General features: G+C 55.8%; 12 protein-coding genes and 3 pseudogenes. 8 read left to right on the top strand and 7 right to left on the bottom strand.

Annotated features, from left to right (window positions below; all coding sequences use genetic code 11):
- Positions 1 to 290: 290 nt before the first annotated feature.
- The 3 genes and pseudogenes from SBC1_RS38790 to SBC1_RS38785 all read right to left on the bottom strand — a co-directional run bounded on the left by SBC1_RS38790 (position 291) and on the right by SBC1_RS38785 (position 1,871).
- On the bottom strand, positions 291 to 458 hold the full coding sequence (locus SBC1_RS38790) for a DUF2934 domain-containing protein (protein WP_165989418.1): 168 nt from the start codon (positions 456 to 458) through the stop codon (positions 291 to 293).
- 523 nt (positions 459 to 981) lie between these two features.
- Positions 982 to 1,195 (bottom strand): annotated as a pseudogene (locus tag SBC1_RS40375) (IS110 family transposase); the annotation flags it as partial.
- A 331-nt stretch (positions 1,196 to 1,526) separates the two neighbouring features.
- Positions 1,527 to 1,871 (bottom strand): hypothetical protein, encoded by a 345-nt coding sequence (locus SBC1_RS38785; RefSeq protein WP_165989416.1) that lies wholly within the window; start codon positions 1,869 to 1,871, stop codon positions 1,527 to 1,529.
- A gap of 191 nt (positions 1,872 to 2,062) precedes the next feature.
- On the opposite strand from SBC1_RS38785, the gene SBC1_RS38780 reads away from it, so the two are divergent.
- From SBC1_RS38780 to SBC1_RS38755, 6 genes and pseudogenes are all read left to right on the top strand, one after another.
- Positions 2,063 to 2,944 carry a DUF3034 family protein gene (locus SBC1_RS38780; protein ID WP_165989414.1) on the top strand — a complete coding sequence of 294 codons (882 nt, stop codon included), beginning with the start codon at positions 2,063 to 2,065 and terminating at the stop codon, positions 2,942 to 2,944.
- A 5-nt stretch (positions 2,945 to 2,949) separates the two neighbouring features.
- The gene (locus SBC1_RS38775) at positions 2,950 to 3,393 is read left to right on the top strand and encodes a group 1 truncated hemoglobin (protein WP_165989412.1); all 444 of its coding nucleotides are present in this window, start codon (positions 2,950 to 2,952) and stop codon (positions 3,391 to 3,393) included.
- A gap of 119 nt (positions 3,394 to 3,512) precedes the next feature.
- The gene (locus tag SBC1_RS38770) at positions 3,513 to 4,172 is read left to right on the top strand and encodes a methylamine utilization protein (RefSeq protein WP_243830347.1); all 660 of its coding nucleotides are present in this window, start codon (positions 3,513 to 3,515) and stop codon (positions 4,170 to 4,172) included.
- The gene (locus SBC1_RS38765) at positions 4,156 to 4,521 is read left to right on the top strand and encodes a hypothetical protein (RefSeq protein WP_371826778.1); all 366 of its coding nucleotides are present in this window, start codon (positions 4,156 to 4,158) and stop codon (positions 4,519 to 4,521) included. Before SBC1_RS38770 ends, SBC1_RS38765 begins: the two co-directional genes overlap by 17 nt.
- Before the next feature lie 406 nt (positions 4,522 to 4,927).
- A complete protein-coding gene (locus SBC1_RS38760; RefSeq protein ID WP_165989249.1) occupies positions 4,928 to 5,110 on the top strand; it encodes a bacteriocin microcin in 183 nt (60 codons plus the stop codon).
- Positions 5,067 to 5,782, top strand: a pseudogene (locus SBC1_RS38755) (IS5 family transposase); the annotation flags it as partial. The gene SBC1_RS38760 and the pseudogene SBC1_RS38755, both read left to right, overlap by 44 nt.
- A 22-nt stretch (positions 5,783 to 5,804) precedes the next feature.
- Here the strand turns inward: SBC1_RS38755 and SBC1_RS38750 are convergent.
- Complete coding sequence (locus SBC1_RS38750) at positions 5,805 to 6,083, bottom strand: hypothetical protein (RefSeq protein WP_165989410.1); 279 nt, start codon at positions 6,081 to 6,083, stop codon at positions 5,805 to 5,807.
- A gap of 655 nt (positions 6,084 to 6,738) precedes the next feature.
- On the opposite strand from SBC1_RS38750, the gene SBC1_RS38745 reads away from it, so the two are divergent.
- The gene (locus SBC1_RS38745; RefSeq protein WP_165989408.1) at positions 6,739 to 8,445 is read left to right on the top strand and encodes a methyl-accepting chemotaxis protein; all 1,707 of its coding nucleotides are present in this window, start codon (positions 6,739 to 6,741) and stop codon (positions 8,443 to 8,445) included.
- Between the two features lie 134 nt (positions 8,446 to 8,579).
- Here the strand turns inward: SBC1_RS38745 and SBC1_RS38740 are convergent.
- The 3 genes and pseudogenes from SBC1_RS38740 to SBC1_RS38730 all read right to left on the bottom strand — a co-directional run bounded on the left by SBC1_RS38740 (position 8,580) and on the right by SBC1_RS38730 (position 12,223).
- Positions 8,580 to 9,572 (bottom strand): annotated as a pseudogene (locus SBC1_RS38740) (transposase).
- Positions 9,573 to 9,922: 350 nt separating this feature from the next.
- On the bottom strand, positions 9,923 to 10,789 hold the full coding sequence (locus tag SBC1_RS38735; RefSeq protein WP_165989407.1) for an IS5 family transposase: 867 nt from the start codon (positions 10,787 to 10,789) through the stop codon (positions 9,923 to 9,925).
- Positions 10,790 to 11,185: 396 nt separating this feature from the next.
- On the bottom strand, positions 11,186 to 12,223 hold the full coding sequence (locus SBC1_RS38730) for an IS110 family transposase (RefSeq protein ID WP_165989405.1): 1,038 nt from the start codon (positions 12,221 to 12,223) through the stop codon (positions 11,186 to 11,188).
- Positions 12,224 to 12,338: 115 nt separating this feature from the next.
- Here SBC1_RS38730 and SBC1_RS38725 point away from each other — a divergent pair, with 115 nt between their 5' ends.
- On the top strand, positions 12,339 to 13,364 hold the full coding sequence (locus SBC1_RS38725) for an IS110 family transposase (RefSeq protein ID WP_165989403.1): 1,026 nt from the start codon (positions 12,339 to 12,341) through the stop codon (positions 13,362 to 13,364).
- Positions 13,365 to 13,774 lie beyond the last annotated feature (410 nt).

The following is a 13,774-nucleotide window of genomic DNA, read 5'->3' as shown; positions in this document are numbered from 1 at the left end:
TTGCTTCCAATCTACGAACCGTGCTTGACACGTGTCCCCCGTGATCAAAGCGCGCCTGCATTGGATGAAACCATGCATGCGACGGGCCGCGGGCTGCGCCCCTCGAGCAGCATTCTATCCGGGGCCGCCGATAACCAGACTGTGAAGGTGACAGTTCACACAGAAAGATGAAGGCGGAAATTTGTCCGTGCCCGTAACTTGCGAATTCAAAAGTGCCCGGATGGCGCGACTGCGTAGCAGCTAAGCTGCCCGGTCGGGCAATTTACAGGCTAGCTTGGTGCTTAACAGCCCTACATTTCACCAAGCTTACCGTTCAGTTGCCCATTCACTATCTCGTCCTCGAGGGTTTCACGCGCTTGACACCAAAAGTCGTCCGAGCAGCCCTCCAAGGCGCCATCTGCGAGCCAGAGCGCGTATGCCCATTTTCGTATCCGCTCTTCGATAGACTGACCGTCCACGTTTCAACCAATTCGTACCTAGTTGCTACCTTTACCTTCAGGCTTCTTCCGGGCGTAGATGTTAGTCAGCGACAACACCATGACGGCGGTCACATAAAAAAAGCCGACGCGTCTGAGGCGTCGGCCATAAAGGTTCGGTTCCGGGGAAATGTCGAACCTGAGAGGATTTCATCCTAACATCGAACAGACCTTATTTTTTCTAAGGAAAACTCTGACGGGGGTATCTTTCGACTGTAAGAACGATTTCTTTTACATACGTAGCCAATCAACCGCCAACGTTGGTTGGGTCGCGATAAGGCCGGCGAGGTAAGAAGATTCGGCGATGGCAAAGAGTCCTTATGCCACCAACGAATAGAATTGATGGACAGCGGTTCGGGTAATACCGTTGTTCCTCACCTGACCTTCATATCACGCTTCACTTCAGGAAAATGTCTGCCTGGATTTTACTCGTGCAGCCCTAGCGCGACACCCCCCTTTCCCGATCTATCTCTCCCTGCTGGAGGAGACTTAAAGGTATTCGTGCTTACAGCGGCAGAGCCTCAAACCTGAATGTCTCGCCATACCTCAAAACCGCCCATGCCATCCGGGCGTTCTTGGCTGAGAAGGCAACGGCCGTTCGCCAGTAACTGCGGCGTTCGGCATGGCTTTCTCATCCATCGACTGCAACGATCTGGCTTGTTGCCGAGATTGGCCATGATGGCATGGGCGCCGAGCACCAGAAGGCAGCGCAAACAAGCACGTCTCACCTATGCAATCGTTATTACGGCCAGCGGCACTATTACTGGGGATGAACAAAAACTATGCGAGCGACGCGCAAAGGTTTGCGCGGAATTAAATTCTTCCATGAAAGACAATTTTCGTTAGTTTTACTTATCAAATGATGAAATTATTTATCTGATGGATTTTAAGAATAACTACGCGACTGGGTCGGTCAATCCAACAAAATCTCACACGTTTGACTGGTGAGCGGTCGTGTGAGCCTGAATCGGAAAGTCTGTCGCTGCGATTCGCGTGGCTCAAAGTTGCCCGCAATAGACCTGTCTACGTGGAGGAGTCGGCACGACAATTTCAGTAAGGAATCGCGGGCACGGTCTTAAGGCGATTGCAAAAGCGCGCACATCGGGGCCGAACTTCAATTGCCGAGCCTGCGGTGATATGTGCAAGTTGACGCTTTTGCATCAACGGGCGGCGAGTTACGGCATTGATCACGTGATCGATACGCGCCGTGATGCTGATTCGGATGTCCGAGCCAACGTCCTTGCAGCATTTGCGCTGCCCATCGATATGCAAACGCGTATTACCCAGCATCCGCGCGATGCTCGTCAGGCTGACCTGCAACAATTTCGCCTTGATGATCAGAGCCAGGTCGAGATAGTCGTCCCGTTCCACGGCGTCAACCAGCTTCGAGATCAACAGCTTGCTCCTCTAAAGTTGCGACTTCAATCGCCGATATATCAATATTAAGACAACACTGAACAAGTACCTGATTTTCTCAAACCGTCACGTCGCCTTCGGCTTTACGGGAGAACTGGCTGAATCGGCGGTGTTTTAAAACAGGAGCATACAACCAACCCGCTTTGTGCCTATAACAGGCCCGATAACGCATGCAACGTAGAAAAAGATCATCCTGCCTGGCCTTGGCCGCGTCCGCGTTAATTTCCTGCCCAGCAGTGGCGGACGAACCAACTACCGGCGGTAAGCTCCTGCTCACAGGTGGCGTATCCGAGATCGAAGGCGCCGCAGGCGGCGGCCTCACTCCGTGGGCCGTGATCGGTGGCTATGGAACCGCCTCGCAACTCGGTGGCAATGCTCACGGCACCTATGTCAGAACGCAGGATTTCGCGCAGTCGACGTATGGGGTTGCCGTGGGCGTCGCGAACCGCGTCGAGTTTTCGCTCGCACGCCAGACCTTCGACACGCGCGACGCCGGAGCGAAGCTCGGCCTTGGCTCGAACTTCAAGTTCAATCAGGACATCTTCGGCATGAAGGTTCGACTCATAGGCGACGCCGTGCTCGATCAAGACACGTGGGTGCCCCAAGTCGCGGCCGGCATCCAGTTCAAGCACAACGAGCAGGGCGACATCGTCAACGCGGTGGGCGCTGCCAGCAATTCCGGTACTGATTTCTATTTGTCGGCCACGAAACTGCTGCTGGAGCAAAGCGTGTTGCTCAACGGCACCCTTCGATTCACCAAGGCTAACCAGTTCGGCTTGCTCGGATTTGGCGGCGACAAGTCGAATGCATATCGCGCCGAATTCGAAGCGTCGGCCGCTTACATGCTCTCGAAGTCTCTTGCCATCGGCGGCGAATACCGCACCAAGCCCGATAATCTCAGCTTCGCGCGCGAACAGAATGCCTACGACGCTTTCGTTGCCTGGGCGCCGACCAAACACGTCTCGTTGACGGCTGCTTACGTCGCGTTGGGCGATATCGCAACCTTCAAGAATCAGCGCGGCGCCTACATTTCATTGCAAGTGGGGTTCTAATGCACATGAAGTTGAAAAAAACACTGCTTCGGGGCGCGCGGCTCGCAGCCCTCGTCCTGCTAGTACTGATGAGTGCAGGCGCGTATGCGGACGATTCGCTCTATCGCACGTTCGGTGAGAAGCCCGGCCTCGTCAAGATCACCGCCGATCTGTACACGAACCTGCTTGCCGATCCGCGCACCGCGCCGTATTTCGAGAATGCACCGATCCGGCGCATCAAGGAGAAGCTCGTCGAGCAATTTTGCGTGCTATTGGGTGGCCCCTGCCAATACACCGGCCGCACGATGAAGCGAACCCACGAAGGCCAGAACATCGATCGCGCGGCGTTCGATGCATTGGTCGAAGACCTCCAACAGGCAATGGACAAGAACGGTGTGCCGTTCCACTCGCAAAACAAGTTGCTAGCGAAGCTCGCACCCATGTACCGAGACATTCAGGATCGCGAATAGGCAAAAACATCTACGTACCGCTGTGTATGCATGCGACTAAAGTTTTTCAGCGAAACGCCGATAAACCTGCTGGCGTGCCACGCACTTATGCGAAAACGCTTCAGCGGGAAAACAGTCGAATGCGACTCAGCAAACAGATAGGTTCAGCGCTTCTTTTCTGCGCGTCGAGCTTCCCGTTCATCGGCGCAAACGCCGCCAGTGTGCGCGTGCAAGTCACTGACCAGCTCGGTGCGCCGGTCAAGGACGCCATTGTCTACGCCATGCCGGAGAGCGGGAAGCTGCCGGCGACCAAGCCGCCCGGTGCAGTCATCGACCAGATCAAGCGGCAATTCGTACCGCTTGTCTCAGTTGCACAGACCGGCGCCGCCATTACGTTCCCGAACAAGGACAACATCGAACACGACGTCTATTCGTTCTCGCCTGCCAAGCGCTTCGAACTGAACCTGTACCACGGTATTCCCGCGAAACCGGTGGTGTTCGACAATCCTGGTCTCGTGGTGATGGGCTGCAATATTCACGACACGATGGTCGCCTATCTGCTTCTCGTTGATACGCCTTACTTCGCCAAGACGGATGCGAACGGTCACGCGGACATCGATAACCTGCCGGCTGATAGCTACAAGGTGACGGTGTGGCACTACCGGATGACCGAACCGAACGCGCCGCCGATTTCGCCTTTCGTCAGCCGGTCGCCACACACGACGAAACACCGTGGCCTCCGCGCTCAAGAACCATGGCGACCGCGTCAATGCGGATATCGTGATGCTCTTGGACCTTGACGGCAAATTAGTCGCCGACAGTAATGGCCCCGCGCTCGAAGGTGCGACCTTCCCCTTTCCCACGCTGATCCATGCAGCCCAGCGCAACGGCGATGCATCGTCAATTGGCATGATCGGCGGGCGACCCTATCAGCTCGTCGCGGTCCCGGTCAAAGCTCCCGTTACGATCGCATGGATCACGATGGGTTTTCTCATCGACGACAAGATGGCGAGCGCGATGCTACACAGTGCGACCTCAGGAAAAGCTGAAGCCGCGGGTCGACGCACCGATCGACGGTGCTTCCACACAACGTCGCTTGCAGTAGCGGGACGCCGATTCAAATCGGGCGATAGGTATCTCCCTGGGTAGGTACCACCGAGCTAGTAGACTATTCCGGAAGCAGCACTGGGGAGGCGCGTTCATTGGCGAACAAGGGTCATGGAATCGAAAACCGCATTGTGGCTATAAGGTGATTTGTACCTTTTGGCGGTGGCAAGCCTTCGGACCACGGGAGGACGTCCTGACGAGGTCTTGTCACCGTTGTGACGTGGCCGGCTGATTCTGGATGGAGAAAGTGCTGCATGAATTCGAACGCATTCTTACTCATTCGAATTTGACGCTGAAACACAACATCCTTCGTCGAACGGGGCTTTCGCCGCCTGGGGGTTCGGTTTTACATTTTCGAATTTAGCGGCACGGCACTTGCGTCATTGAATCACGGAGTAGCGAAAACATACTTTCGCAACGCTCTCAAATAATGCCTTCGGAGGCTGCAATGAAAATCACGACGAAGAAGATTCTGGTATCAGCACTGGTTCTTGGTTTATCGGGTGGTGCATACGCGCAGGCAGGCGGCGGCGGCGGTGGTGGTGGTGGTGGGGGCGCAGGCGCAGGCGGTGCTGGTGGCGGATCGCGAGGTTGTGGGCATTGCCGAGAACAAGTGCTGGCTTTCCGGTGAGCACTTCAGCGTCGATGGCACATTGATTCAAGCATGGGCCGGTCATAAAAGCTTTGTGCGCCGCGACGATGATCAGGACAGCGAAGACGGTGGGAGCTTCAAGGGCGAGACGCGCAGCAATGAGACGCATGAATCGAAGAGCGACCCGGATTCGCGGCTGTATCGTAAGGGCAAAACGGCCATGCGAGCTACGCTACATGGGCCACACGTTGAGCGACAACCGCCATGGGCTGATCGCCAGCGCCGTGGTGACGCTGGCCGACGGCTACGCCGAGCGCGAAGCGGCCAAAGTAATGATCGACGATGCCCGCCAGGCGCTTGACGACCCGACGCGCGAGATCACACTCGGGGCAGACAAAGGCTATGACGCCAGAGTTCATAGAGGCCTGCAAAGCAATGAACATCACGCCTCACGTGGCGCAAAACAAGTCGGGCCGCCAGTCGGCGGTGCCCGAGTCAATCGCCCAGAGTGCGGGCTACGCGGTTTCCCAGCAAAAGCGCAAGCTCATCGAACAGGGTTTCGGCTGGGCCAAGAGCATCGGCGGTATGCGCCAGGTGATGGTGCGCGGCTTGAAAAAGGTCGATCAGATGTTCGTGCTGACGATGGCCGCGTACAACCTCGTCGTGCGCATGCGCACCTTGGGACAACTCCGTGCGTTGCAGCCGCAGTGAACCAAAAATGCGCAAGAGAACGTCATAAACAGGTCCGAAAACCGAAATTAACCGGTCCATATTCCAAACTATGAGAAATCTGCGACATCGGTACTGATAAGATATCCATAGGAAAACCTTCGCAGGGCGCTGGTGCTGTTCTAGTATCGTTGAGCTCTTTGACACCGGGGATAATATTGACCTGGACGTAGTCAAACCGCTGCTGTGCCAGGCTAAGCCGCCAAAGACCGAAGCTACCCGCCACAAACAAAGCGAACAGCGCGACACCCAGCGTGAAGATGAGTCGCTTCCTGATAGTCATAAATATTCTCAGGTTTTTGGATTTACCACTAATCGCGTTTTCGAGTGAGTCCTCTGACCATCGATTCTCCGGATATTCAACGTATGCTGATCAACGGTAAGCTTGATAAAGGCGCTATCGCCCAATACTGAATGCAACTTCGAAAAAAAGAGTGCCGGAGCAGGTGGAATTAGCAATAATTTGATCTGCATCAATAAATGGCGACGTACGAGGGTAGCGATCTATTGCTTTTTTTAGTTCTTATCCGATTCAAGTAGCTTCGGATACCAAGATAGCTTGGGTGAAAGATTCGGACACTTCCGTACGATAGCTGCGGTACACAATCAGGATTAATAGGCTCTTATAGTTCGCACCTGATGACCTTGGGGTGCCGTGTCGCGGACGCCCCTATCCTTTCCCAGTAAGGGTCTTCGGGCACATGAAATGCCTTTTAGTCCGAATTCTGAAATCACGCCCGCTCATGCTGATAGGGGCCGGGAATTTAAGCGCCCCATATAGCTCGCTATGCGGACAAAAACAATATATAAAATTTTATGCAGTAACGTTTTATCTGGCCGTTAAACAACTTAGTGCGCAAGCGTAGGGAATCGCGGACGCAAAATCGAGCAGTCAATCAAGAGCCATCAAACGCTGTAACAACCGAAACAAAATACAAATGACTCTCCACAATTTTACGGTTCGCGCGAAACTTGCCTGGGCATTCGGCATCCTGACGCTGCTGGTCATGATCGTCTCCGGACTCTCGTTGAAATCGTTAAGCAGCGCCAACGACCGCTTTTCAAGCTATGTCAATGGCCTCGACGCCAGAGCCAAAATGTCTGAAAGCGTTAGGACAGCCATTGATCGCCGAGCGATAGCGGCCCGCAACCTGGTACTTGTGACCGGTGAAGCAGACTTGGAACTGGAAAAGGCCTCAGTTTTGAACGCCGATGAGGACGTGAAATCGCGCTTGCAAAAATTCGACGAGATGATCGCCAACAGTCCCGACGTCTCTGAAAAATGGCGGAATCTTGCCGCCTCGATCGATCATGTTGAAAGCGCCTATGGGCCGGTGGCGCGAGACATCGTCCGACTTGCCCTTGAGCACAAGCGCGACGAAGCGATCATCAAAATGAACAACGAATGCCGTCCCCTTCTTGCGGCATTGGTTAAAGCCACGGAGGAGTACCAAGAGTACACAAACGCTCGTACCGCACAAAAAATTGAGGAATCGACGGAGGACTACAACAGTCAGAGAAATCTGCTTTTGGGTATCTGCGTCAGTGCCCTGCTGCTCGGCACAACTATCGCCTTTCTTATCACACGGTCTATTGTTTCACCTATTCGACAGGCAGTATTGATTGCGCAGACCATCGCAAAAGGTGATTTGACGACACAAATTACCGTCACCGGTAAAGACGAAACGAGTCAATTGCTCGCCGCGCTTCGTGAAATGAATAATGGCCTTGCAGAGGTTGTGGGCCGGGTGCGTAGCAGTAGCGAAAGCATTGCGACCGGGTCCGCCGAGATTGCAGCAGGCAACACCGATCTCAGCCAGCGTACCGAAGAGCAAGCTGCCTCGCTTGAGGAAACTGCGGCGAGCATGGAAGAGCTGACGACCACTGTTAAGCAAAACGCGGAAAATGCCGCACAGGGAAACCGGCTTGCACTGAGCGCTTCAGATGTCGCCACGCGCGGCGGAGAAGTTGTAGGTCGAGTCGTTCACACGATGCGCGAAATTACGACCAGTTCTGAGAAGGTTGCCGAGATCATCACGGTCATTGAGGGAATAGCCTTCCAGACGAATATTCTTGCGTTGAACGCAGCAGTCGAAGCCGCAAGAGCCGGTGAACAAGGCCGGGGCTTTGCGGTCGTAGCAGGTGAAGTTCGTACGCTCGCACAACGAAGCGCTTCGGCTGCCAAAGAAATCAAAGACCTGATTGGGCAGTCGGTCGAACGCGTCAAAGCCGGGTCAGCTCTTGTCGATGAAGCTGGCACCACAATCAACGAGGTCGTCGTCTCGGTCAAGCGCGTGACGGACCTCATGGGTGAAATTACCGCCGCATCAAGCGAACAACACACGGGTATTGAGCAAGTCAACCAAGCAGTGATGCAAATGGACGAAGTCACTCAGCAAAACGCCGCACTCGTGGAAGAAGCGTCCGCAGCGGCTCAATCCATGGCTGCGCAGTCCTCGACGCTGAACGAGCTGGTTTCAACGTTCAGGCTGCATCAATCACACGCAGAGCTAGTGCCGGAGATGGCGAAAGCAAGTACACAGGTTCGCCGTCCTATGTCATCGAAAAGCGGCCCCACTTCAGGAAAGAAGATCCTGGCACGGCCATTGATCGGCAAAGCCGACGCAAATTGGCAAGCTTTCTAACACTGGATGAATTGATGCATGTGCGAAGTCCTGTGGCTTCGCACCGCAGTTCCCTATTTGATAGGAATCGAGATACGAAACAAAACGCCACACAAGTCGACATCGGCGGCTGTCAACGTACTTGTCGTGTCACTTCAAGCAAACTGCTTTAGTTCTTCCGGCTGCATGCGCTCCGGATTGAGCCAGACTTCATCCTTCAATTCCCAATTACGCGTCGATCGGGACCAACGCCGTGGATTGCGCTCCCTGGCCTCTGCATAAACTGCTTCACGCTGCGCGAGCACTGCGGCGGCTACGCCGTTGTGACGCTGCGCCGGCGTGACGAATTTCAGGCCGCTATGTTTGTGCTCGTGGTTGTACCAACGCACGAACCTCTGGGTCCAGGCCCGGGCCTCATCCACGCTGCCGAACGGCCTGCGCTGATAGTCGGGCCGGTACTTGCAGGTGCGGAACAGCGACTCTGCGTACGGGTTGTCATTACTCAGACGCGGCCGGCTAACCGTCACACACCCAGCGCTGGAATGTACGCAGGCTCATGCCCAGCTCGTCGCAAGCCTTCTCGAGCCGACAGCCTGACTGCGCCGCCTCGCGTATCAACGATATACATAACAGGCGATCCGGGACGTTGATCAATCGTCCTCTTTGTCTCCCCAAATCGCCTGGGGTTTTTTTCTCAGAATCAGCAGCGCAGCCGCTTCCGCCAACGCTTTCTCCTTGCGCTGCAATTCCTTCTCGAGCTGCTGGATGCGCTTCTTGTCGTCCATCGACTGATGGCGCTGCTCGCGTGCCTGCTCCGTGACATTCGCATTGGCCGAACGGCAAGCGGCTCGCCAGGCGGATATCTGTTCTGGATAAAGACCTTTTCGACGGCAATACTCGGCCAACTCCGCTGCATTGAGCGGCGCGGTTTCCAGCACTACTGCAAACTTTCCCTCCGAAGACCATCCCTCGGGATTCTTCCCATCGCGCGGCACAGCCAACCCTTGTCCTTTCGCCTGTCGGCGCCACGTGTACAACGTCTTTTCGGTAATTCTCGTTTCTCTGGACAGCGCCGAAACCAGCGCGTTTTCCGGCGGCATCATGCGCCGCACCAGCGCTTCTTTTCTTTCTGCTGAGTAGGTTTTCATTCACCCTGATTTTACCGCCCCCGGACCATGTCTATAAGAATCAGATAACACGACAAGTAGTCTGACGCCGGGGGACATCGAACAACATATCTGGCTCGGAGAATGCCGAATGTTGCGGCTATTTTTTACTTGGCAATCCGCCTTACTTGGATCACAACTGGTTGCGAGTTTCCACGCTGATTTCGTGGAGAGGGATCGAACAAGCCAGAGGCGCGAATCGGTGTTGGGTATGGCGCGCCGAGAATGCGGAGATATGTTTCGTTATGCGAAGATGAAGGTATCGACAGGTCGAGCATAATCAGCGACCCTAAGTCGAGCGCCAACGATGCTACGCCAAGCCTGGCGTGAGGTCAGTTTTGGCAGTAGTGCCGCAGATTGATCATCGAATAGGCAAGTGTCTTTAGCGCGTAGTGCACGTCACTGATGCGTTCGAAGCGCAGCAGCAGACGACGGAACTTGTCTTCCCAGGCAAAGACGCGTTCGATGGTCCTGAAGCGCTCCTCGAAGATCGCCGGATCAAAGCGCTGCTTGCGCCCGCGCTTCGGTGTTTTGCGCCCACGCGGGTTCTCGGGGATGTTCGGGGTCATGCCACGATTGAAAATCGCCCGGCGGTTGTCCCGGCAATCGTAGACGCCATCCAGGCTGACAGTTGAACCCCGCAGGTCCGCGCCGATGGCACGCGCCATGTCGGTGAGCTTGGGCATCGCATTACGCAACAGCGGCGATTCGTTTCGGTTGCCCGGTGCCGTCACGAACGGCGCGATGATGTTGCAGTCGCGGTCGCAGAAGGCGACCACCTTGCAGCCTTTGAGATGCTTGTGCCCGCTATATCCGAGGTTGTCGCCGCCTTTCTTCGCAGCGGTCGTCGTGCCGTCGCCGTGAATGACTGAAAGGTCGAGAAGTTGGTCCTGGTGCAGAAGGTGCACCGTGCCCGCGAAAATCCGCTCGATGCTGCCATTGGCCTGCCAGCGCCGCATCATCCGGTAGATACGCGTGTGGTGGATTTCGCGGTGACCTTTGTCATTGCTGTCGATCGGCAGCATCATCCACTGACACCCCATATAGAGCGCCTGCAGGATGTAGTTGAAGATCTTGTGCAGCGACAGCTTCGGTGGCGGCCCGCGTCGGCCACGGCTCAGGTGTGGCAAGACAAATTCCTCAAACTGCGCTTCGCTCAAATTCGTCGGAATCGCTTGCCAGCTTGGCTTGCCCGTCATTCGATGCGTCCAAAAAACTGAACTTTAGCCGATTTTTACCTGACGCTCATAAACCCAGTCTGGGCGGGGCTGGCAGACAAATTCGACCAACTCAAAAAACCCGCAACCATGCATGGACGCCCCCGGTTTGCCAAGCTCTCATTGGTGATGGTTTGAAGGCATAGATTGCAGCCATGCATCCGGACTTCAATGTCAGGCGCATGCCTGGCTGTCCCTGATGGAATCCGCTGGTCGAGTCCCAATCAGTTGGGCGCACTGCAATCGTGCGTTGGTTGCGTCGGGTTTGATCGACCACGGTCTGACCTGTCTTGCCATCACTGCTTGATCGCCTGAGCAATCGGTGGTTTGAATCTCCTGTGCTTGATTGCTGTTTTCAGATTTGGGCGGCCGACCCAGCTACGCGCTGGCCTGGGCGCTCGTGTAGCCGGGCCGGAACTCGCGGTCGTGAGCCAGCAGTGCCCACACGATGCGCGCATTCTTGTTGGCCAGCGCAACGGCCGCCACATTGGGATTTCTCCGCGCCAGAAGCGCTCCCAGCCAGCCGTCGACCTTGTCCTTCTTGCGCTGGAAGGCGCAAATCACTGAGCGCGCACCGTGGATCAACAGTGTTCGAAGATAGGTATCTCCGCGTTTGCTTATGCCGAGCAGCACGTTCTTGCCGCCGCTGGAGTTCTGCCGCGGTACAAGGCCTATCCACGCTGCCAATTGACGTGCGTTGTCGAAGTTCTTCGCATCGCTCACCGTCGCCACCAGAGCACTGGCGGTGATCGGTCCAATGCCCGGAACCTCCGCCAGCTTGCGGCTGAGTTCGTTGTCCCGATGCCACGTGACGATCTGAGCCTCGATTTCACCAGCCTGGCGGTCCAACTCCTTCAAGTGCTCCATCAATCGCTGTACGAGCAGGCGAAACGAGCCCGGTAGCTCATTGGCGGCGTCCTCGAGCAGCTCCGGTACTCGCTTGGCGATGTTCGCAATGCCTTGCGGAATGATGAGCCCGAACTCGGCGAGCAACCCCCGGATCTGATTGGCTTGCGCGGTGCGCGCCTTGATGAATCCCTGGCGCACCCGGTGCTGTGCCAGCACGGCTTGCTGCTCTACGTTCTTGACCGGCACGAACCTCATGTTGGGCCGCGCCACCGCCTCACAGATCGCCTCTGCATCAGCCGCGTCGTTCTTGTTGGTCTTCACGTAGGGCTTGACGAACTGCGGCGCAATCAGGCGCACGTCGTGTCCAAAACCCTGCAGCTTGCGCGCCCAATGATGAGCGCTCCCACAGGCCTCCATTCCGATCAGACAGGGCTGCAGATTGGCGAAGAACTTCGCAACCTGATCGCGTTTCAACACTTTCTTCAGTACCTCTCTGCCATGCTCATTTACGCCGTGCACGGCAAAAACGCTTTTCGCCAGATCGATGCCAATTGTCGTAATCTTCATGGTGGACGCTTCCCTCGTTCAGGTGGTTGCTTTGACACTTCCACTAATGGGATGGTCCACCCCGCCCCACCGGATAGGTTAGGCTGGCCGTGTTCATAGCGAACTGGAGACGATCATGGACAACGTAACGCTCGTTGGTATCGATCTGGGCAAACACAGCTTTCACCTTCATGGGCAGGACGCTAAAGGCAAGGCTGTGTTCCGTAGAAAGATGAGCCGCAAACAACTGGTCGAATTCTTCGCGACATTCCATGCCTGTACCGTCGTTATGGAGGCCTGCGCCGGTTCGCATCATATGGCCCGCAAGCTGGCCGAATTCGGGCACACGGTGCGCCTGATCTCGCCGCAGTTCGTCAGGCCATTCGTCAAGTCGAACAAGAATGATTTCGTCGATGCAGAGGCGATCTGCGAAGCTGCGTCGCGCCCGGCGATGAGATTCGTAACCCCGAAGACGGAATCGCAACAGACGCTTTCAGTGCTGCATCGTGTGCGTGAATCGATGGTGCGCGAGCGCACCAAAACCGTCAACCAGATGCATGGCTTTCTCCTCGAGTTTGGCATCAGTCTGCCGGTGGGCAAGACCGCCGTCACACGTCTGCCGGCCGTGCTCGCCATGCAGGAATTGCCGCCCCGGCTGGTTGCGATTCTCGAACGCCTCCACCAGCACTTCAAGTACCTTGAGGAACAAATCGGTGAGATTGACCAGGAGCTCGCACGTCAGCTCGCTGAGGACGAGGTTGGACAGCGCCTGATGAGCATCCCGGGAGTTGGCCCGGTCACCGCAAGCGCGTTGGCCGCGAAAATGGGCGACGCAAAGCAGTACGGATGCAGTCGTGATTTTGCGGCATCGGTTGGGCTCGTTCCCCGGCAATACAGTACGGGCGGCAAGACCAATCTTCTCGGGATCAGTCGGCGCGGCGACAAAAATGTCAGGCGCCTGCTTGTCCTGTGCGCCCGAGCCTACATGCGAGGCCTAGAGAAACGAACCGGTCGCCTGGCAGACTGGGTTCGCGCAATGCTCGCGCAGCGGCATTCAAACGTGGTGGCGTGTGCGCTGGCCAACAAGCTAGCTCGAACCGCCTGGGCCATTGTTGCGCGCCAAACCACATTCGACGCCGGCTTCACAAGCCACCCACTCTGAACGAGCACAGCTTTATCATTATTTACCAATCATCCAACTGGTTTTGCGACGACTGAAAATTGATGACATGAACGGCACACCGGCCCGACGAAAAACCTGAGTGCCAAAGAGGCTTTTCGAAGCCGATCCACTGTTAAGGATCGTCAGGCGCGAATCTCATCGTGGCGCGGGGAGCAATCCCCACAACGACGCCGAATAGATTTAGGCAAGCCAAACTCGCCATCGAAGATCAGGGTTGCAAAAATGGGGTGGACCATAGATTTGGCACATCGATGCAGTTTCGGGTGGGGGCGTCCATTCCATTAGTTGAGTAGCTCCGGTTCTCCAGTTCGAACTCAAGGAGTGCCTGTGCATCATCCAAAGTCGGGGAATGTATCTCTAGCATGAGGCGATTGTCAAAATCTCAAGTA

It is taken from the genome of Caballeronia sp. SBC1 (assembly GCF_011493005.1).
Taxonomy (GTDB): domain Bacteria; phylum Pseudomonadota; class Gammaproteobacteria; order Burkholderiales; family Burkholderiaceae; genus Caballeronia.
This window is presented reverse-complemented; position numbering and strand designations above follow the sequence as displayed.